The sequence below is a fragment of the Amycolatopsis sp. TNS106 genome (assembly GCF_019330265.1).
GTDB lineage: Bacteria > Actinomycetota > Actinomycetes > Mycobacteriales > Pseudonocardiaceae > Amycolatopsis > Amycolatopsis lurida.
This window is the reverse complement of record NZ_CP024972.1, coordinates 2198514-2217750: the sequence shown is the minus strand read 5'-3', so window position 1 is coordinate 2217750 and position 19237 is coordinate 2198514. Positions and strand designations below refer to the sequence as shown.

The following is a 19237-nucleotide window of genomic DNA, read 5'->3' as shown; positions in this document are numbered from 1 at the left end:
TCATGGCATCGCTGCCAGCACGGACGAGGTATCGCTACTCGCTCGGCTCGTTCGTCACCGGTGCCTTTGGCACGGTTCCCGGCCTGCTCCTCCTGAAGTACCTCACCGACACGATGGGCGTCGCGGCGGGCGTGGCCGGTCTGATCGTGTTCGTTCCCAAAGCGTGGGACGTGCTCTTCAACCCGATCGCGGGAAGGCTGTCGGACGCGGACATGGTCCGCACCGGCAGCCGCCGCCGGTTCCTGCTCTACGGCGGAATCGGCGTTTCGATCCTTTTCGCGGCCCTGTTCGCGCATCCCGGCTTCGGCGGCCCGGTGCCCGACGCGATCTACGTCGTCGTCGTGTTCCTGTTGTGCGCCACCGCGTACGCTTTCTTCCAGGTGCCGTTCAACGCGCTGCCCGCCGAGCTGACCGATTCGGCGGAAGAACGCACGAAGCTGACCAGCGTCCGGATCGGGTTCCTCGCGGTCGCCATCCTGGTCTCCGGCGGGGGCGCGCCGGCGATCACCGACCTCATCGGCGGTGTCGCAGGCTACCGGGTCATGGGCCTGTTCATCGCGGTGGTCATCCTGCTCGCGACCCTCGGCGTGTACTTCGGCCTGAAGGACGCTCCCGTCGGCGCGCTGCGGCCGAACACGGTCAGCCCGCGCGAACTGCTCCGGACACTCGCGCAGTGGCGGCCGTTCCGCTGGCTGCTCGGCGTCTACTTCATCCAGGCGCTCGGCATCGGCACGGTGCTGGCCGCGATCCCGTTCTTCGCCGAGCGGATCCTCGGCAGCTCCGGCTACTCGACGGTCCTGTTCGTCGGTTTCGTCGGACCGGCGCTGCTGACCATGCCGCTGTGGCCGCGCCTCGGGGCGAGCGTCGGGAAGCTGGCCGGGTTCCGGATCGCCACCGGCGCGTTCGGTGTCGGCCTGCTGGGTCTGCTCGGCGCCGAGGTGTTCCCGTTCGCCGTCACGATGGTGTTCGTGGCCTTCTGCGGTGTCGGCTACGCGGGGATCTCGGTGTTCCCGCTGGCGATCCTGCCGGACCTGATCAGCGACGAGGAGGAGCGGACCGGCGAGACCAGGGCCGGTGTCGCGGCCGGCGTCTGGACGGCGTCGGAGACGCTGGGGCTCGCGCTCGGACCGGGCCTGTGGGGGCTCGTGCTGCAGTTCGGCGGCTACCAGTCCAGCCTCGACGCCAAGGTCGCGCAGCCGGACAGCGCGCTCACGGCGATCCTGCTCGGCGCGTCGATCCTCCCGGCCGTGCTGATCGTGCTGGGCATCCCGTTGCTGCGCAGGTCCGTGCTGGAGCGCCGCGCGTGACCGCCGAGGACGTCCTCAAGGAACTGCGGGAGCTGCGCGCGGGGGACTTGCCGACGCACGGAGGCCGGACGCTCGCGTACGTCTACGACAGCGGTCTGTCCGAAGTGGACGAACTCGGCGCGGCCGCGCACGCGCTGGCGTCGTCGGCCAACGGGCTCGACCCGACGGCGTTCCCGAGTCTGCTGCGGATGGAGAACGACCTCGTCGGTACCGCCGCACGCCTGCTGGGTGGGACGGACGAGACGGTCGGCTCGGTGACCTCTGGCGGCACGGAGTCGTGCATGCTCGCCGTCCTGGCCGCCCGCGACGCGCGTCCCGACGTGGCCACGCCGAACATCGTGCTGCCCACGACCGCGCACGCGGCGTTCCACAAGGCGGCGCATTTCTTCGGCGTCCGCGTGATCTCGGTGCCGGTCGATCCGGTGACCTTCCGCGCCGTCCCCGAGGCCATGGCCGCCGCGGTCGACGACAGCACGGTGCTCGTCGTCGCGAGCGCGCCGTCGTACGCCCACGGCGTCCTCGACCCGATCCCCGAGATCGCCGCGCTGCTGGACGGCGTCCGGTTCCACGTCGACGCCTGCATCGGCGGCTGGGTGCTCCCGTACCTGGGGCAAGGCTCGTTCGGCTTCGACGTCCCCGGCGTCACCAGCGTCTCGGTGGATCTGCACAAGTACGCCTACTGTCCGAAAGGCGTGTCGGTTCTGTTGCACGCCAACGCCGACCTTCGCCGGCCGCAGTACTTCGCCAGTGCCGATTGGCCCGGCTACACGATGCTGAACACCACGCTGCAGAGCACGCGGTCCGGTGGCCCGCTGGCCGCGGCGTGGGCCGTGGTGCGCCATGTCGGCGACGAGGGCTATGCGAAGCTGGCTTCGGCGGCGCGGGAGGCGGCCGTCGAGATCCGCGCCGGGATCGAGGCGCTGGACGGATTGCGTGTCCTCGGCGATCCGGTGTCGACCCTGCTCGCGTTCACCGTGGCGGACGATGCCGGGTTCGACCTGTTCACCGTCGCGGACGAGATGCGCGAGCGTGGCTGGTACGTCCAGCCGCAGTTCGCCCACGAGTCGTCGCCCGCGAACCTGCATCTGACCGTGACGGCCGCGAACCGGGGGAACGAGAAGGACTTCCTTGCCGATCTCGCCGTGTCGGTCGCGGCCGCCCGTGAAGCGGGACCGGTCGTCGTCGACCCGCAGGTGGCCGAGTTCGTCGCGGCGCTGGACCCGGCGACGTTGACGCCGGAGCAGTTCGCCGGGCTGCTGGCGGCCGCGGCGCTCGGCGGCGCGGCCGGGCTGCCCACCCGGATGGCGGAGATCAACGCGTTGCTGGCCACGGCACCCGGGCCGTTGCGAGAGCGGCTGTTGCTGGAGTTCCTCGGGGCGCTGTACACGGCTTCCTGATTCGCCCTTGACGCAATCAGTCGGTTGCTATACAAAGTTATAGCAACCGATTGATTGCTACATAAGGAGGCTGTCGTGGGATTCCCCGACCGGATCGAACGCACCGTCGAAATCGCCCACCCGCCCGCGAAGGTCTGGGCCGCGCTGACCACGGCCGAAGGCCTGGGTACCTGGTTCGGCAACCAGGCGAGCATCGACCTGCGGCCCGGAGGTGCGGCCGAGATGAAATGGGACGAGGGGCACAAGGCGAACATGCGCGTCGAGCGTGTCGAAGAGCCGGAGATCTTCGGTTTCACCTGGAACATCTACGGTCTGCCCGACGAGGATCCCCGTCGCACCTACGTCGAATTCACCCTGGTGCCGAACGACGGAGGTACGCGGCTCACCGTCGTCGAGTCCGGCTTCTCCCAGCTGCCGGACGAGGCACACCAGGTCGCGTTCGAAGGAAACACGAAGGGGTGGGCGGCCGAGCTGGGCGAACTGATCGAATACCTCGATGCCGCCTGACAACGAAACGATCGCCGAACAGGTCTTCGTCGCCTTGGCCGACCCGAGCAGGCGGAGCATTCTCGCCGTCCTCGCCTCGGGCGGCCCGGCCACGGCGACCGACCTGGCCGACCGGCTGCCGATCACGCGGCAGGCCATCGCCAAGCATCTCGCACTGCTCACCGACGCGGGGCTGGTGATCCCGGAGCAGGGGGAGCGGCGCCGCGTCCGCTACCGGCTGCATTCGGCCCCGATGCAGGTCGCCCAGCAATTCCTCGCCGCGCTCGCCCGGGATTGGGACGGGCCGCTCGCGGCTCTGAAGGACCATCTGGAGGGTTCATCATGAGCTTCACGACGAGTTTCACCGTGGACCAGACGCCACACCAGGTCTTCGACGCCTTCACCGACGTCGGCCGGTGGTGGTCGGAAGAGATCGAGTACGCCGGGGACGAGTTCGAGTACCACTACGAAGAGGTGCACCGCTGCCGGATCCGGATCACCGAATCCGTGCCCGGCCGCAAGGTCTCCTGGCTGGTCCTCGAAAACCACTTCGACTTCACCCGTGACGAGACCGAATGGATCGGCACCACCATCACGTTCGAGATCACTGAGAAGGACGGCAAGACCGAAGCGCGCTTCACCCATCACGGGCTGGTTCCGGAGTACGAATGCTTCGACGTCTGTCACAAGGCGTGGACGTTCTATGTCGGCACCAGCCTGCGTGACTTGATCACCACCGGGGAAGGGCGGCCGAACCGGCGAAGCGTCCTGCCCGCGGAGTTGGCGCGATGAACACGGTGACCGCGGCCGAATGGGAAGAAGCGCGCCTTCGGTTGCTGGTGAAGGAAAAGGAGCTGACCCGAGCCCGCGACGCGCTCGCCGCCGAGCGGCGCCGGATGCCGTGGCTCGCCGTCGAGAAGCCGTACGAGTTCGAGGGGCCGTCCGGCACGGTGAACCTGCTCGACCTGTTCGAGGGCCGCCGTCAGCTGATCGTCTACCGGGCCTTCTTCGATCCCGGCGTGGAAGGTTTCCCCGACCACGCCTGCAAAGGCTGCTCGCTGGTGGCCGACCAGGTCGCGCACGTCGCGCATCTGAACGCCCGCGACACCACCCTGGCCTTCGTTTCCCGGGGCGGGCAGGCGGATATCGCGCGGATGAAGGCGCGGATGGGCTGGACGATGCCGTGGTACACGATCACCGGTGACTTCGACGTCGACTTCGGCGTCGACGAGTGGCACGGCACCAACGCCTTCATCCGCGAGGGTGACCAGGTGTTCCGGACGTACTTCGTCAAGGATCGCGGAGACGAAGCGATGGGGAGCACGTGGAGCTACCTCGACATCACCGCGCTGGGGCGTCAGGAGGAGTGGGAGGACTCGCCGGAGGGCTATCCGCAGACGCCCCCGTACGAGTGGTGGGACTGGCACGACGCCTACGAGGGTGCCGCTCCCGCCGGTGGCTGCTGCTCGGGGTCTTGACCCTGGGTTAGGGTCCGGCCGGTGGAGAGTCTGTTCTTGACCCGGGTGATGGACGCGCTGCGCTCGGGAGGCGACGAAGTGCTGTTCGTCCAGGACGGCGTGGAGACCGGCTACGGGCAGGCGCTCGACCTGGTACGCCGGATGTACGCGGGACTGCCGGAGCGCGGGGTGGTCGCCATCGACGCAGGCAACCGGCCGGAGACCGTCCTCCTGCAGATCGCGGCACAGCTGCGAGGTTCGACGGTGCTGCTCGTCGCCGCGTCGGCGAGTTCGCCCGATCGCCTCGCCGCGGTCGAAGCGGCCGGGGTCACGACCCTGGTGACCGAGCAGCCGTCGGACTGGCCCGCCGGCGACGGGCGGGTGATCACGCTCGACGAACTGCTGGATCACGACGGCGCCGACCCGGCGGGAATGCCGGGTTCGGTCACCGTCGTCTTTCCCACCGGGGGTACCACCGGGGCGCCGAAACTCATCCGGCACAGTGGGATCTACGACGGGATGGCGCATATCTTCGCGCCGGATCCGGCGGCGCCGGGCCGCGCGCTGCTGATCGCGCCGATGACGCATATGACCGGCAACGCCACCGTGCTGGGAGCGATCCTGCGGCGGGAGAGTGTCGTCCTGCTGCGGGGCTTCGACGCGGGCGCGGTACTGGACGCGATCGCGGAACGCCGGATCACCACGTTGTCCCTCACTCCCGCGCGCCTGGCCGAGGTGCTCGACCATCCGGCCATGACGTCGACCGACGTCAGCAGTGTGCGGCAGCTTTCGCTGGGGGCCGCCCCGCTACCGCCGAGACGGCTGGCTCAGGCGCTCGAGGTGTTCGGGCCCGTGGTCGGGCAGGGATACGGGCTCACCGAGGCGCCGATGATCGCGAGCATCTCCGCGGCGGAGCTCGACGGGCGGCCGGACCGGCTCGAGTCCGTGGGCCGGATCGTGCCGGGCATGGAGGCCAGAATCGACGACGGGGAGGTCCTGGTGCGCGGTCTGTCCATGATGGTCGGTTACCACGGGTCGCCGCCGATCGGCGACGGCTGGCTGCGGACCGGCGATCTCGGGCGGTTCGACCACGAGGGATACCTCTACCTGCTGGACAGGGCGAACGACGTCATCATCACCGGCGAGCACGGCACCAAGGTGTATTCGACCGTGGTCGAGAACGCACTCGCGCGGCATCCGCTGATCCGGTCCGTGGCCGTGTTCGGTGTGCCTGGTGACGGAGGCGAGGGTGAGCGGGTCCACGCCGTGGTGGTCGCCTCGGGAGCGCTGTCGGCCGAAGAAGTCCGGGCGCAGGCCAGGGACTTCTTCGGGCGGGAGCATTTCGTACCGTCCGATGTGGACTTCGCCGACGCGCTGCCGCTGACGGCGATCGGCAAGGTCGACAAGCGGGCGCTCCGGGAGCCGTTCTGGGCCGGGCACCGCCGCCGCATCGCCTGATCGGCCACCCGGTCGGGTGAGAGCGCTGCTGGGCCGGTATCCCGGTGCTACGGTCCGCCTGATCAGGCATTTCCGCTCAGGAAGGACCCGGTGATGACCGCCGCGCACACCGAACACGCCGGCCATACGCACGCTCACGGCGAAGGATGCGGCCACGTCGCCGTACCCCACGGAGACCACGTCGACTACGTGCACGACGGGCATCTGCACCGCGCCCACGACGGGCATTTCGACGAGTGCGAGACCGGCGACCACATCCCGCACCAGGGTCACGACCACGCGCACGGCGAGGGCTGCGGTCATGTCGCGGTGCCGCACGGCGACCACGTCGACTACCTGCACGACGGCCACCGCCATGCCGCGCACGGGGATCACTACGACGACCACTGACCCTCGCCTCGTAGTGAGCGGCGAGGGCAGCTCCGTTGAGGGGTAAGGCAATCGTGTCGTGTTGCGAAAGTGGCGTTCGCAACGTTGAAGGAGCCGCTATGTCGCGGAAGTGCCCATTACCGAGTCCGTGAAGGCCTCCTTGAGGGACCCAGGGTCCCTCAAGGAGGCCTTCACGGACCGGACTTGCCGCAGGCAGTCAGTGGCTGTGCACCGCTTCCCATTCCGGGAACGGATCCGCCCCGGCCGGACCGGCGGCCAGGCAGGATCGGAGGGAGTCCAGCAGCGCGTCCTCCTCCAGCCCCACACCGATGAACACCAGCTCCTGTCGCGGCGCCTCCTCGACACCCTGCGGTTCGAACCGGGCGACCGAACCCGCCTGCGACCACAGCCCGGTGACCCCGGGCCGCGACACCAGCGAGAAGAACCCCTTCGACCGCAGGACCGTCCCGAATTCCCCGGTATCGAGCCGCCCGACGAAGTCCCACAGCCGTTCCGGATCGAAAGCCATCGAGGCGCGGAAGACGACGCTGGAGATCCCGTACTCCTCCGTCTCCGGCACGTGATCGCCGTTGAGTTCCGCCACCCACCCGGGTGCTTCCTGCGCCCGCTCGATGTCGTAGCGTCCGGTGCCGAGCACCCGGTCGAGCGGGGCCCTGCCGTGCGTCGAGACGACGACGTCGGCGGCCGGGTTGAGGCGCCGCAACACCGCCGTCAGCCGGTCGAGGGAGACGGCCGGGACCAGGTCCGCCTTGTTCAGCAGGAGGACGTCCGCGAACTCGATCTGGTCCATCAGCAGGTCGCTGACCGTCCGCTCGTCCCCGTCGTACTGGTCCAGCCCGCGTTTGGTCAGCGCGTCACCGGCCGCCAGTTCCCGCTCGAAGTTCACGGCGTCGACCACGGTCACCATCGTGTCGAGCCGCGCGGAGTCCAGGAACGAGAACGTCGCCGCCACGGGCATCGGCTCGGAGATCCCGCTCGATTCGATGAGCAGATAGTCGAACCGGCCGTCCTCGCACAGCCGCGAGACCTCTTCCAGCAGGTCGTCGCGCAAGGTGCAGCAGATACAGCCGTTGGTCATCTCGACGAGCCGTTCCTCGGTGCGGGACAGGCTGTTCCCGTCCCGCACCAGCGCGGCGTCGATGTTGACCTCGCTCATGTCGTTCACGATCACCGCCACCCGCAGCCCGTCGCGGTTGGCGAGGACGTGGTTGAGCACGGTCGTCTTGCCCGCCCCGAGGAATCCGGACAGCACCGTGACGGGCGTCGTCACGCCCCGCCCTGATGGAAGTGCTTCATCAGCTTGCGCGGCACGAGTTTCGTCTCGCCGTTCACCTTGATCGGGACCAGATCCGGTACGGCGGCCTTCCACTGCGAACGCCGGGACCGGGTGTTGCTGCGGGACATCTTCCGCTTGGGGACGGCCATTACTTCGACCCTCCGCGGCGTCCGTAGCGGCGGTGGAACTTCTCGACCTGGCCCGCGCTGTCCATGATCCGCTGGTTGCCGGTCCAGAACGGGTGCGACCAGGAGCTGATCTCGACGTTCACCAGCGGATAGGTGTTGCCGTCGCTCCACTCGATGGTCTGCTCCGAGGTGGCGGTGGAGCGTGTCAGGAAGGCGTCCCCGGTGGAGAGGTCCTTGAACACCACCGGGTGGTAGTCGGGGTGGATTCCCGGTTTCACTGCGTTTCGTCCTTTCGGTTCGACGCGTTCACGTCGTGCTTCTCGGGGTCGGTTTCCGTGTCCTCGCACGGTTCTTCGTGCCATTCGCCGAACGGATCCGGGTAACGGAGCCATTCCTGCTCGCCGGCGGAGAGTTCCTCGTCCGTCAGCAGTGCCCCGTTCAGGGCGGCTTCGATCTCGTCCGGGGTGGCCTGATCGGTGACGACGACCAGTTCCTGCGCGCGGTCGCCGAACAGCGGGTCCCAGCGCAGGGAGGCGAGGGTGCGGCGTTCGGGGGAGACGTCGGTCCAGTCGGGACCGTCCGGAGCGGCGAGCCACGGCCCGGCGTGCCCGACGCCGAGACCGCCGCCCGCGGATTCGATCCACAGCGCCATGTCGGGCTGGCTCGCCACCCAGAGCCGCCCCCGGGTGCGGACCACGCCGTCGAGCAGGACGTCGATCGCGTCGTGCAGGCGCTCCGGGTGGAACGGGCGCTGCGAGGTGAAGGTGAGCAGCCCGATGCCGCAGTCGGTGTGCAATGGCGGCTGGCCGCGCAGCAGCGGCCCGTGCATGTCGGTGACCTCGCCGCGCCGGGCGTCGGCCGGGACGGCGTCGAGCACGGTCTTCCCGTCCACAGAGGACAGATCGACGCGGGGGATCGACGGCGCGACGCGGTCGAGCACGGCCGAAGCCTTCGCCGCGGACCACGCGTCGGTCGCGGCCCCGGCGAGGACGAGCAGGTCGGCGAACTCGACCTGGGACAGCGCGACCTGGGCGACGGTGCGTTCGTCCTCGGGGCTGGCCCGCAGGCTCCGTTCGGCCAGGGTGTCGTCGCCGGTGCTGTCGGCCAGCCAGGCCGCGCAGTCGACGACGGTCAGTACCGCCCGGAGATCGACGTCCTCGATCACCGGCCGGTCGCCGACGAGGACGTTGTGCAGCGCCCAGCTGACCGGCTCGGGCTCCATGGCCTCGTCGAGCCGCACCACGATGCGCCGCACTTGGGGCATCTGCGAGAGCTTGCGCAGCAGCGGCAGCAGGTCTTCGCGGAGTGTGCACGAGACGCAGCCGTGCGCCAGTTCGAGGACGGTCAGCTGGTCGCGGTCGCCGAGCCGGATCCGCCGACGGACCACTCCGGAGTGAATCTGCCTCAGGTCGTGATGCACGACGGCGGTGCCCGGCTCGGCGAGGCGCAGCCGCTCGGCGAGGTCGGTGTTCGGTCCCGGTGCGAGGCCGCTGATCAGGACGAGGGGCACGCGGGGGTTGTCGGTCACTGAAGCTCCGGGGCGTCGAGGGCGTTCTGGTTCGGCTGTGTAGAGTAAATGAAAACGACAACCGATATCAACTCGGGAGGGTATATGTCCGCCGTGTGCCAGGTCACCGGCCGCAAACCGGGCTACGGGAAGCAGGTGTCGCATTCGCATCGGCGCACGTCCCGGCGCTGGGAGCCGAACCTGCAGGCCAAGCGGTACTTCGTGCCGAGCGAAGGACGATGGGTCCGCCTGCGGGTCTCGGTGAAGGGCATGAAGACGATCGACAAGCGCGGGATCGAGGCCGTCGTGGCCGAGCTCCGCGCGAAAGGGGTGAAGCTCTGATGGCCAAGAGCACCGACATCCGGCCGATCATCAAGCTCCGCTCGACCGCCGGCACCGGCTACACGTACGTCACCAAGAAGAACCGGCGGAACGACCCGGACCGGATGGTGCTGCGCAAGTACGACCCGATCGCGCGCAAGCACGTCGAGTTCAAGGAGGAGCGCTGATGGCCAAGAAGTCGAAGATCGCCAAGAACGAGCAGCGCAAGGTCATCGCCGCCCGCCATGTCGAACGACGGCGTGAGCTGAAGGCCACCATCGCCTCGCCCTCCGTGTCGCCCGAGGAGAAGGCGGCGGCCGTGTCGGCCCTGCAGGCGATGCCCCGCGACGCCAGCGCGACCCGCATCCGCAACCGCGACACCGCCGACGGCCGCCCACGCGGCTACCTGCGGAAGTTCGGGCTGTCGAGGGTCCGCATGCGGCAGATGGCGCACAACGGCGAACTGCCCGGCGTCACGAAGTCGAGCTGGTGAGCGCGATGGGCAAGCCGAACCGCGACCGTCCCTTCAAGCGCAAGACGAACATCTTGCACGCCAACAAGATCACCGAGGTCGACTGGAAGGACGTCGACCTGCTGCGGAAGTTCATCTCCGACCGCGGCAAGATCCGCGCCCGCCGGGTCACCGGGCTGACCCCCCAGCAGCAGAAACAGGTCGCCACGGCGATCAAGAACGCCCGCGAGATGGCGTTGCTGCCCTACCCCAACGCGGGGCGCTGACGCCACCGGTCCGGGCGGTGCGAGACGCCGCCCGGACCGCGGTTCCGCGTGGGAGAATGGGCCCCATGACGGAGAACCCCGGACAGGCCGAGGAATTCGATCCCGAACTGCTGGAGTTGTGGGCGAAGGTGTTCGGCTTCGCCCGTTCAGGCGCGACGGCCGAGATCGCCGCGTACGTCGACGCGGGGATTTCGGCGAACCTGACCAACGACCGGGGCGACACGCTGGTCATGCTCGCCGCCTACCACGGGCACGCCGAGACCGTCGCGGCGCTGATCGAACGCGGCGCCGATCCGAACCGTGAGAACGATCGCGGGCAGAGTCCGCTGGCAGGCGCGGTGTTCAAGAACGAACCCGAGGTCGTGAAGGCGCTCCTGAAGGGCGGCGCGGACGCGACGGCGGGGGAGCCGTCGGCGCTCGACGCGGCCAGGATGTTCGGCAACACCGAGCTGCTGGCGCTGCTGGAGAGCTGAGGCGGTTCTCACTCGGATCGCGGTCCGGGGCGCTGAATCCTTACACTGCCCCGCATGGATGACCCGCATTACCTCTCCGGCCTCGACCTGGCAGGCCGTCGTGTCGTGATGATCGGTGGCGGGACGGTAGCCCAGCGCCGCCTGCCGCGGTTGATCAGCGCCGGCGCGCGGGTCGAACTGGTCTCGCCGCACACCACGCCGTCGGTGAGCGCCATGGCCGACGCAGGCGAGATCGTCTGGCACGAGCGCCGCTACACCGAGGGCGACCTCACCGACGCCTGGTACGCGCTGGCGTGCACGAACGATCCCGAGGTCAACGCCGCGGTCTGCGCCGAAGCCGAACGCGCGCGGGTGTTCTGCGTCCGCGCCGACGACGGCGACCTCGGCAGCGCGGTCACCCCGGCGTCGGGCAGGCACGGCGGGCTGCTGGTCGGCGTGCTCTCCGGCGGCGAGCCGCTGCGGTCGGCCACCGTCCGGGACGGCATCCTCGACGGCCTCCGCGCCGGCACCGTCGCCGACGGCCGTGTCCCGGACGTCCACGGCGACCTCCCCGGTGTCGCCCTCGTGGGCGGTGGCCCCGGTGACCCGGAGCTGATCACCGTCCGCGGCCGCCGTCTCCTGGCCAGGGCCGACGTCGTCGTCGCCGACCGGCTGGCTCCGCGCGAACTGCTCGACGAACTCGCGCCCCACGTCGAGATCGTCGACGCCGCGAAGATCCCGTACGGCCGCGCGGCCAGCCAGGAAGTGATCAACTCCACCCTGATCGAGCGGGCCAAGGCGGGCAAGTTCGTCGTGCGGCTCAAGGGCGGCGACCCGTACCTGTTCGGCCGTGGCTTCGAAGAAGTCCTGGCCTGCGCCGAAGCGGGTATCCCGGTGACGATGGTCCCCGGGATCACGAGCGCGTTCTCCGTTCCCGCCGCGGCGGACGTCCCGGTGACTCACCGCGGCGTCGCGCACGAGGTCGTGGTGGTGTCCGGGCACGTCGCGCCGGACGACGAGAAGTCGCTCGTGGACTGGGAACTGCTGGCGAAGATGCGCGGCACGATCGTGCTGATGATGGGTGTCGAGCGGCTCCCGCAGTTCGCGAAGGCGCTCCAGGCGGGGCGGCCGGGCGACACGCCGGTGGCGATCGTCGAGGACGGCACCATGCGCACGCAGCGGGTACTCCGCTCCACTTTGGACAAGGTGGTCGAAGACGCCGCCACGGCCGGGGTCCGGCCGCCCGCGGTGATCGTGTTCGGCCCGGTGGCGGGGCTGGCTCAGCCCTCGTAGCCGGGATCCGAGACGTAGAACCAGTCGGCCCCGTCGTCGCCGGGAGTGTCGAGGTGCTCCGCGCGGACCAGCCCTGCTCGCAGCGCCACCCGCTGCGACGCCACGTTCTCCGGCCGGACACGGGCGATCACGAGATCGTCCGGCCGGTGGACACGGGCCCAGTCCACCGCCGCGGCGGCGGCCTCACTGGCGTAACCGGCGCCCCAGGACGAGGGAAAGAAGCGATAGAAGAGGTTCAGGACGGGGCGGCGCCGGAAGCCGACGATCTTCACCCCGCAGAATCCCAATGGCTCCGCCGAGTCGTGCCGCCGGACCGTCCAATACCCGAAGCCGTACCGGTTCCACTGGTGTGACCAGCGGAGCAGCAGCAACTCCGCCTCCTTGCGCGTGTCCAGCAGATCCGAGGGGTTGTGCGCGCAGGCCTCGGGGTCGGTGTGGAGCGCGAAGATCGCGTCGAGGTCTCCGGGACCCGGGCGGCGCAGGAGCAGCCGCCCGGTCCGCAGTTCCTCCGCGTCGCGGACCGGCGCCGGGTCAGCGGTCATGGCAGCGCGCGGAGAAGTCCGCGATGGCTTCGGTCAGGCGGGTCGGGTCGAAGCGCAACTCGACCGGGCTGCGGGCCTGGACGAACTCGGCCGCCGGCATGTCCGCGGCCAGCGTGTCGGCGTCGCCGAAGGGGTGGATCGGATCGCGCTCGTGCCCGATGACCAACGCCGGTGTCTCGATCCCGCGCCGGATGGACTTGGGCGGCGCGATCCGGCCGAACAGCACGCCGTGCAGGAGCGCGGCCATCGGCGCGGGTTCCTGGGACAGCGTGTCGGTGACGACGTCGACCCACTGGTTGCCGTGCGGCACGAGCTTCGCCGCCAGCGCCACCCCCTGCACGGTCACCGGCAGGAACCGGGCGGCCATGAGCAGCGGCGCGAACGTGACCAGCCCCGCGACGATCGCGTTGTCCAGCACGGGCATCTCGACGACCAGGCCCAGCGCGCGCTCGGGAGCGGCGACGCCCACCTCCAGCGCGACGTTGGCGCCGAGCGACGTCCCGCCGACGACGGCCGCGTCGATCTCCAGGTGGTCGAGCAGCGCGACGGTCTGCTCGGCGAACGCGGGCATCGAGTACAGCCAGGATTCGGTGGGCCGGTCCGAATCGCCGTGCCCGAGCAGGTCGAGGGTCACCACGCGGAAACCGGCGCGCGCCAGCCTGCGGGCGAGCGGGGCGTGCATCCGCCTCGTCAGCATGATGCCGTGGGTGAGGACGACCACCCGGTCACCGGAGCCGAACTCGGTGTAGGCGAGCCGGTGACCCTCATGGGTGAAGGATCCCGACAGTTCGATCGGCCGGGAAGAGCGTTCGCGCCCGCGCGCGGTGCTCGGAGCGGGCAGGTCGGCGACCGCGGTGGCGCTGCTGGCCGGGCTCATGGTCCCACCGTCCTTCGTCGATCATCGGGTACTCACCGGTAGTACTCGTCGGTATCAGGAAAGCATCTCGTGACCGCCCCGGCACAGTGGCCGTTGGCAGCCTGTCAATCACATGAGTCAAGATGACCTCATGACCGCTACAGCTGACAGTCTTCCCGATCTCGTTTCGCTCAAGGTGGACATCGACGGGCACGTCGCCGAAGTGACGCTGCTCGGTCCGTCCAAGGGCAACGCGATGGGCCCCGATTTCTGGCGAGAGCTGCCGATCGTCTTCCGTGCGCTCGACGCGGACCCGCAGGTCAGGGCGGTCGTGCTGACCGGGAGCGGCAAGCACTTCTCCTACGGGCTCGACCTGCCGGCCATGATGCCCAGCTGGGGCGAAATGCTCGGCGGCGACGCGCTCGCCGGCCCGCGGACGAAGTTCCTCGACGAGGTCAAGACGCTCCAGGCGAGTGTGTCCTCGATCGCGGAATGCCGCAAACCGGTCATCGCGGCCATTTCCGGCTGGTGCATCGGCGGCGGTGTCGACGTGATCGCGGCCGCCGACATCCGCCTGGCGAGCGCCGACGCGAAGTTCAGCGTGCGCGAGGTCAAGGTCGCGATCGTGGCCGACCTCGGCAGCCTGCAGCGGCTCGCGCCGATCATCGGTGAGGGACACCTGCGCGAACTGGCCCTGACCGGCAAGGACATCGACGCCGCCCGCGCGGAGAAGATCGGCCTGGTCAACGACGTCCACGTGGATCAGGACACCCTGCTGGCCGAAGCCCGCAAGCTGGCGGCCGAGATCGCCGCGAACCCGCCGCTGGTCGTGCAGGGCACCAAGAACGTCCTGTCGGCCAACACCGAACGCCAGGTGGCGGACGGCCTGCGCTACGTCTCGGCCTGGAACGCGGCGTTCCTGCCCAGCAAGGACCTCGGCGAGGCCGTGCAGGCCTTCCTCGAGCGCCGCGCGCCCGAGTTCAAGGGAGAGTAGAAAGAACCGGCGGCCCACCACGGACCAGGAGGACGATCGTGAGCGCTTCGGAGGCATACCGCACGTTCCGCGAGGCACGGGACTATCTGCAGGCCCATCGCGAGGACTACGAAACCGCCTATCGGGACTTCACCTGGCCCCGGCCCGCCGAGTTCAACTGGGCGCTCGACTGGTTCGACGTCGTCGCGGCCGATCCGGCCAATCAGGACCGGTACGCGCTGTGGATCGTCGAAGAGGACGGCATCGAGAACCGCTGGACCTATCCGGAGATGGCGCGCCGGTCCGACCAGGTCGCGAACTGGCTGCGCTCGCTCGGCGTGGCCAGGGGCGACCGGCTGATCCTGATGCTGGGCAACCAGGGCGAGCTGTGGCAGACGATCCTCGCCGCGATCAAACTGGGCGCCGTCATCATCCCGGCCTCGACCCTGCTCGGCCCGGCGGACCTCGCCGACCGGGTCGAGCGGGGCGCGGCGAAGCACGTGGTGATCCGGTCCGTCGACGCGCACAAGCTCGAGAACGTCGAAGGCGACTACACGCGCATCGCCGTCGGTGAGCCCGTCGAGGGCTGGCGGTCCTTCGTGGACGCCTACGAGGAAGCGGACACCTTCACGCCCGACGGCCCGACGGCGGCGGAAGACCCGCTTCTGCTGTACTTCACGTCAGGGACCACCGCGAAGCCGAAACTGGTGCAACACACCCAGGTCTCGTATCCGATCGGCCATCTGTCCACAATGTACTGGATCGGGCTCGAACCGGGCGACGTCCACCTCAACATCTCGTCGCCCGGCTGGGCGAAACACGCGTGGAGCAACGTTTTCGCGCCGTGGAACGCCGAGGCGACGGTGTTCCTCTACAACTACGCGCGGTTCGACGCGGTCTCCTTGATGGCGCAGATGGACCGGTGCGGCATCACCAGTTTCTGCGCCCCGCCGACGGTGTGGCGGATGCTCATCCAAGCGGATCTGACCGTGCTGAAGACACCGCCGCGCAAGGTGGTCGGCGCGGGCGAACCGCTCAACCCCGAAGTGATCGACCAGGTCGAAAAGGCTTGGGGCGTCACGATTCGCGACGGTTTCGGGCAGACGGAGAGCAGCGTCCAGATCGCCAACACGCCCGGGCAGGACGTCGTGCCGGGCTCGATGGGCCGCCCGTTGCCGGGCTTCACCGTGGCGCTCGTGGACCCGGTCACCGGCGAACGGGCGCACGAGGGCGAGATCTGTCTCGACCTCGCCAAGCGACCGGTCGGGCTGATGGCCGGGTACGCGGACGACGAGGAACGTTCCGCCGCGGCGTTCGCGAACGGCTTCTACCACACCGGGGACGTCGGCTCGATCGACGAACGTGGCTACATCACCTACGTGGGCAGGACCGACGACGTCTTCAAGGCGTCGGACTACCGGATCTCGCCGTTCGAGCTGGAAAGTGTCCTCCTGGAACACGAAGCGGTCGCCGAAGCGGCCGTCGTCCCCGCACCCGACCCGATCCGGCTCGCGGTGCCGAAGGCGTATGTCGTCCTGGCGAACGGTCACGAACCGACGGCCGGCACCGCGGTGTCCATCCTGGCTTTCTGCCGGGAACATTTGGCTCCGTACAAGCGAATCCGTCGGCTGGAGTTCACCGAACTGCCGAAGACGATCTCCGGCAAGATCCGGCGCGTCGAACTGCGCGGGCGGGAGAACGAGGCCGACGGGCGGCCGGCGGGGGAGTTCCGCGAGGAGGACTTCCCGCAGCTGAAGGGCTGACCGGCCCGAACTCCGAACTCGCGTGATCAGAGGCGTATCTCGCGTGTTCGAAGGCGTAACTCGCCCAGCCGGTGTGTTCCGCCTCCAAGCACGCGAGTTACGTCTTCAGACACGCGAGATACGCCTCCGAACACGCGTGATGGACCCGGCCGTGTGGGTCGAACGACCCACAGCGCGGTAGCAGGAACCGCGTTAGCATCCCGTGCAGTGAATCGTTGACAACCCGTGGGGGTCACGGGTCTCACCTTCCCTGCCTTGAAAGGTGTTCCTGTCATGCGCATTCGTTTCCTCCTGCCGATGCTCGCCCTGGTGGCCGGGCTCGGTACCGCGGTGGCCACCCCGGCCGCCGCCGATCCGGGCCCGGTGACGGCGGGCGAAGTCTCCGTCGCCGACGCCTGTTACTCCTGGGGACGCACGTTGTCCGAGGGCGCGTCCGGTGAGGACGTCCGGCAACTCCAGATCCGGGTCGCCGGCTACCCCGGTTACGGGGGCGTGCTCGCCATCGACGGCCAGTTCGGCGCGGGCACCAAGGCCGCGGTCACCCGGTTCCAGCAGGCGTACGGGCTGGGCGCGGACGGCATCGCCGGATCGGCCACGTTCACGAAGCTCTACGCGTTGCAGGACGACGACTGCACGCCGATCAACTTCACCTACGCCGAACTGAACCGGTGCAACTCCGACTGGTCGGGCGGCAACGTCTCAGCGGCGACGGCGAAGGCCAACGCATTGGTCTCGATGTGGAAGCTGCAGGCGATGCGGCACGCCATGGGTGACCGGCCGATCGACGTCAACGGTGGTTTCCGCAGCGTCGCCTGCAACAACGCCGTCGGCGGCGCGACGAACAGCCGTCACCTCTACGGCGACGCCGTCGACCTCGGCGCCGGCTCGCAGGGCTTCTGCGGATTGGCGAAGCAGGCCCGTAACCACGGGTTCGCCGAGATCCTCGGGCCGGGCTACCCCGGCCACAACGATCACACCCACGTGGCACACCGGTCGACGCGCTTCTGGTCGGCGTCCTCCTGCGGGATCTGAGTCACTCCCAGCGCCACAACGACGGCGGCCGTCCTCCCTTGGGGAGGGCGGCCGCGTGTTCGGTGGTGCGCCGCAAACCGGGGACCCGCTCCATCGTCCGGCCGAGGTTGGCCGGATAGGGGCGATCCCCGGTCAGTGCTTCGGTGACGTCCAGCGCCTGCGCCGTCGTGAAGATCCGGCCCAGCAGCCCGGCGGTGAATGCGACGTCCCGCCACAGCCGCTCGGCCAGCATCGGGCGGCAGTCCGCCACGATCCGGTCGTGGTCGAAAGCCAGCGGCGGGACCTCGTCCAGCGGAGGCCACACCACGTTCCCCGGCTCGTCGAGGGCGGGATCCACCGTGGCCCACAAGGCGATGGAGAGGGTGGGACCACGGGGGTCACGGTTCGGCTCGTCGAAGGTGGCGAGCTGTCCCGTCGCCGAAAGCGCGTCCGACGGCAGGCCGAGTTTGCCGACCACCGCCCGGTGCGCCGCCTCCCGCAGCCGTTCCCCGAGCCCGAGCAGCACCCCGGGCAAGGCGAGTTCCCCCGCGAAGGGCTCGGCGGCTCGCGGTGCGATTCCCAGCAGCACTTTCCTGGTGCCGGGCGCGAACCGCACCACGAGCACGTCAACGGACACCGGCGTCGACTCGATCACGCGTTGATTGTCGACCTTGCCTCCGCGACCCGGTAACCGGCCCTGTCCGGGCCGTACCCGGTGACCGCCACCGGCAGCCGCGCGCCGAACCACGCCAGCGGATCCGGCAGGTCGACGACGGGGGAGCCGTCCGCGGGGACGACCTTCAGCCCGGTCGCGTCGAGGTGGGTCACCGCGAGCGCGTCCACGCCGTCGCAGGCCGCGATCGCGTACTCCAGCAGGACCGCGTCGAGATGGCCCGCCCGCCACGCGCCCTGGAATTCGCCGGTTTCGTTGTGCGCCTCCGGAAAGCGGGCGAGCACGGCGGAGGATTCGGTCGGCAGCGGGCCCGCGCCATGCCGGGTGAGATATGTCCGCGTGACACCCAGGACGGCGTGCGGGCGCCCGCCCAGCAGTGCGCGGGCGTTGTGCGGGGTGGTGGTGGACCAGGTCGTATGCGGATGGAATCCGTGGTGCTGGTCGAGGAGAGCCCCCTGCGCTCCCTCGAAGACCAGCCGTCCGGAATCCGCCAGCCGTCCCGTTTCGTCCCCGTCGGTGATCCGCACCGCGTCCGCGAAATCGCGGTACAGCGCCACCAGTTCGTCCACACTGTGCGGTGGCGTGGCGAGCGGGGCGTAGAACCGCGCGAGCGCGTCCAGCTTGCGCCGCAACACCGACGGCCGGGCACAGTCGGCGACCGTGGGCGCTTCCCCCGGCGTCCCGGTCACCTCCTGGTTCTCCACCACGTCACCCGGCGCGGCCCCGGGCAACAGCGAGTACCAGACGGTCTCGCCGATGCCCTTCCCGCACGAGCCGTGCCGGTTCACACCCCGGGCTTCCTCCCGTGCCCGGTTGGCGTGGATGTGGAACGGGGTCGTGAGCAGGGCCCGGCCGTCCACGCTCAGCAGCGAGAACGGATTCCGGACGCCCGCCGCTTCGAGCCGCCGCGCTTCGGTGGCCAGCGCGAACGGCTCGACCAGCACGAACCGCGACAGATGGGTGGGCACGCCGGCGAACGTGCCCGCCCCGAACTGGCTGAACGTGTGGTGCCGCCCGCCCACGACGACGTTGTGCGCGGCCTGCGCGCCCCCGTTGAAGCGGACCACGGCGGTGGTGGGCCGGGCGGCACAGAGCGCGTCGACCACCGCGCCCTTGCCTTCGTCGCCGAAGCCGAGGCCGACCACCACCACGTGTCCGTCCAGGGCGTGTTTCTCGAACCGAGGTCGGCTGGTTGGGTGAGGACACGCG

At 69.6% G+C, this 19237-nt stretch carries 25 protein-coding genes; 17 read left to right on the top strand and 8 right to left on the bottom strand.

The features are described from left to right. Positions 1-2 precede the first annotated feature (2 nt). The 8 genes from CVV72_RS10020 to CVV72_RS09985 all read left to right on the top strand — a co-directional run bounded on the left by CVV72_RS10020 (position 3) and on the right by CVV72_RS09985 (position 6495). Positions 3-1307, top strand: a complete 1305-nt coding sequence (locus tag CVV72_RS10020; protein ID WP_219152166.1) for an MFS transporter — start codon at positions 3-5, stop codon at positions 1305-1307. Beyond that, positions 1304-2704 (top strand): aminotransferase class V-fold PLP-dependent enzyme, encoded by a 1401-nt coding sequence (locus CVV72_RS10015; protein ID WP_219152165.1) that lies wholly within the window; start codon positions 1304-1306, stop codon positions 2702-2704. Before CVV72_RS10020 ends, CVV72_RS10015 begins: the two co-directional genes overlap by 4 nt. A gap of 75 nt (positions 2705-2779) precedes the next feature. After that, complete coding sequence (locus CVV72_RS10010) at positions 2780-3211, top strand: SRPBCC domain-containing protein (protein WP_219152164.1); 432 nt, start codon at positions 2780-2782, stop codon at positions 3209-3211. Beyond that, on the top strand, positions 3201-3536 hold the full coding sequence (locus CVV72_RS10005) for a helix-turn-helix transcriptional regulator (RefSeq protein ID WP_034306386.1): 336 nt from the start codon (positions 3201-3203) through the stop codon (positions 3534-3536). The genes CVV72_RS10010 and CVV72_RS10005 overlap by 11 nt, the downstream gene beginning before the upstream one ends. Continuing rightward, positions 3533-3982, top strand: a complete 450-nt coding sequence (locus CVV72_RS10000; protein ID WP_219152163.1) for an SRPBCC domain-containing protein — start codon at positions 3533-3535, stop codon at positions 3980-3982. Before CVV72_RS10005 ends, CVV72_RS10000 begins: the two co-directional genes overlap by 4 nt. Beyond that, positions 3979-4668: a DUF899 domain-containing protein gene (locus tag CVV72_RS09995; RefSeq protein ID WP_219152162.1), complete on the top strand. Its 690-nt coding sequence runs from the start codon at positions 3979-3981 to the stop codon at positions 4666-4668. Before CVV72_RS10000 ends, CVV72_RS09995 begins: the two co-directional genes overlap by 4 nt. Before the next feature lie 48 nt (positions 4669-4716). Then, entirely contained in the window at positions 4717-6105 is a 1389-nt protein-coding gene (locus tag CVV72_RS09990; protein ID WP_219153900.1) for a class I adenylate-forming enzyme family protein, read from the top strand. Between the two features lie 93 nt (positions 6106-6198). Then, positions 6199-6495: a hypothetical protein gene (locus CVV72_RS09985; RefSeq protein ID WP_125794207.1), complete on the top strand. Its 297-nt coding sequence runs from the start codon at positions 6199-6201 to the stop codon at positions 6493-6495. 196 nt (positions 6496-6691) lie between these two features. On the opposite strand, the gene CVV72_RS09980 is transcribed toward CVV72_RS09985, so the two are convergent. From CVV72_RS09980 to mrf, 4 genes are read right to left on the bottom strand one after another with little or no spacing between them, the layout of a single operon-like run. After that, positions 6692-7765, bottom strand: a complete 1074-nt coding sequence (locus CVV72_RS09980; RefSeq protein ID WP_219152161.1) for a GTP-binding protein — start codon at positions 7763-7765, stop codon at positions 6692-6694. Further along, positions 7762-7920 (bottom strand): 50S ribosomal protein L32, encoded by a 159-nt coding sequence (gene rpmF, locus CVV72_RS09975; RefSeq protein WP_038514106.1) that lies wholly within the window; start codon positions 7918-7920, stop codon positions 7762-7764. The genes CVV72_RS09980 and rpmF overlap by 4 nt, the downstream gene beginning before the upstream one ends. Further along, on the bottom strand, positions 7920-8177 hold the full coding sequence (locus CVV72_RS09970; protein WP_034306403.1) for a type B 50S ribosomal protein L31: 258 nt from the start codon (positions 8175-8177) through the stop codon (positions 7920-7922). The genes rpmF and CVV72_RS09970 overlap by 1 nt, the downstream gene beginning before the upstream one ends. Then, complete coding sequence (gene mrf / locus CVV72_RS09965; RefSeq protein ID WP_219152160.1) at positions 8174-9427, bottom strand: ribosome hibernation factor-recruiting GTPase MRF; 1254 nt, start codon at positions 9425-9427, stop codon at positions 8174-8176. The genes CVV72_RS09970 and mrf overlap by 4 nt, the downstream gene beginning before the upstream one ends. Before the next feature lie 84 nt (positions 9428-9511). Here mrf and rpmB point away from each other — a divergent pair, with 84 nt between their 5' ends. From rpmB to cobA, 6 genes are all read left to right on the top strand, one after another. Continuing rightward, on the top strand, positions 9512-9748 hold the full coding sequence (gene rpmB, locus CVV72_RS09960; protein WP_005149951.1) for a 50S ribosomal protein L28: 237 nt from the start codon (positions 9512-9514) through the stop codon (positions 9746-9748). Further along, positions 9748-9915: a 50S ribosomal protein L33 gene (gene rpmG, locus CVV72_RS09955; protein ID WP_016334057.1), complete on the top strand. Its 168-nt coding sequence runs from the start codon at positions 9748-9750 to the stop codon at positions 9913-9915. Before rpmB ends, rpmG begins: the two co-directional genes overlap by 1 nt. Next, the gene (gene rpsN / locus CVV72_RS09950) at positions 9915-10220 is read left to right on the top strand and encodes a 30S ribosomal protein S14 (RefSeq protein WP_219152159.1); all 306 of its coding nucleotides are present in this window, start codon (positions 9915-9917) and stop codon (positions 10218-10220) included. Before rpmG ends, rpsN begins: the two co-directional genes overlap by 1 nt. Continuing rightward, positions 10217-10465, top strand: a complete 249-nt coding sequence (gene rpsR / locus CVV72_RS09945) for a 30S ribosomal protein S18 (RefSeq protein WP_219152158.1) — start codon at positions 10217-10219, stop codon at positions 10463-10465. The genes rpsN and rpsR overlap by 4 nt, the downstream gene beginning before the upstream one ends. Before the next feature lie 65 nt (positions 10466-10530). Continuing rightward, on the top strand, positions 10531-10938 hold the full coding sequence (locus CVV72_RS09940; protein ID WP_034306415.1) for an ankyrin repeat domain-containing protein: 408 nt from the start codon (positions 10531-10533) through the stop codon (positions 10936-10938). Between the two features lie 54 nt (positions 10939-10992). After that, positions 10993-12210, top strand: a complete 1218-nt coding sequence (gene cobA, locus CVV72_RS09935) for a uroporphyrinogen-III C-methyltransferase (RefSeq protein WP_219152157.1) — start codon at positions 10993-10995, stop codon at positions 12208-12210. Here the strand turns inward: cobA and CVV72_RS09930 are convergent. Continuing rightward, positions 12198-12752 carry a GNAT family N-acetyltransferase gene (locus CVV72_RS09930; RefSeq protein ID WP_219152156.1) on the bottom strand — a complete coding sequence of 185 codons (555 nt, stop codon included), beginning with the start codon at positions 12750-12752 and terminating at the stop codon, positions 12198-12200. The two genes, cobA and CVV72_RS09930, sit on opposite strands and share 13 nt — an antisense overlap. After that, entirely contained in the window at positions 12742-13629 is an 888-nt protein-coding gene (locus CVV72_RS09925; protein WP_219152155.1) for an alpha/beta fold hydrolase, read from the bottom strand. Before CVV72_RS09925 ends, CVV72_RS09930 begins: the two co-directional genes overlap by 11 nt. Positions 13630-13759: 130 nt before the next feature. On the opposite strand from CVV72_RS09925, the gene CVV72_RS09920 reads away from it, so the two are divergent. From CVV72_RS09920 to CVV72_RS09910, 3 genes are all read left to right on the top strand, one after another. Next, on the top strand, positions 13760-14602 hold the full coding sequence (locus CVV72_RS09920) for a crotonase/enoyl-CoA hydratase family protein (protein WP_219152154.1): 843 nt from the start codon (positions 13760-13762) through the stop codon (positions 14600-14602). 38 nt (positions 14603-14640) lie between these two features. Beyond that, positions 14641-16344, top strand: a complete 1704-nt coding sequence (locus tag CVV72_RS09915; protein ID WP_304511413.1) for an AMP-binding protein — start codon at positions 14641-14643, stop codon at positions 16342-16344. A gap of 273 nt (positions 16345-16617) precedes the next feature. Then, positions 16618-17376, top strand: a complete 759-nt coding sequence (locus tag CVV72_RS09910) for a D-Ala-D-Ala carboxypeptidase family metallohydrolase (protein WP_219152153.1) — start codon at positions 16618-16620, stop codon at positions 17374-17376. A 1-nt stretch (position 17377) separates the two neighbouring features. On the opposite strand, the gene CVV72_RS09905 is transcribed toward CVV72_RS09910, so the two are convergent. Then, positions 17378-18010 (bottom strand): NUDIX domain-containing protein, encoded by a 633-nt coding sequence (locus tag CVV72_RS09905; RefSeq protein WP_219152152.1) that lies wholly within the window; start codon positions 18008-18010, stop codon positions 17378-17380. Continuing rightward, positions 18007-19179: an adenylosuccinate synthetase gene (locus CVV72_RS09900; RefSeq protein ID WP_255632621.1), complete on the bottom strand. Its 1173-nt coding sequence runs from the start codon at positions 19177-19179 to the stop codon at positions 18007-18009. The genes CVV72_RS09905 and CVV72_RS09900 overlap by 4 nt, the downstream gene beginning before the upstream one ends. Positions 19180-19237 lie beyond the last annotated feature (58 nt).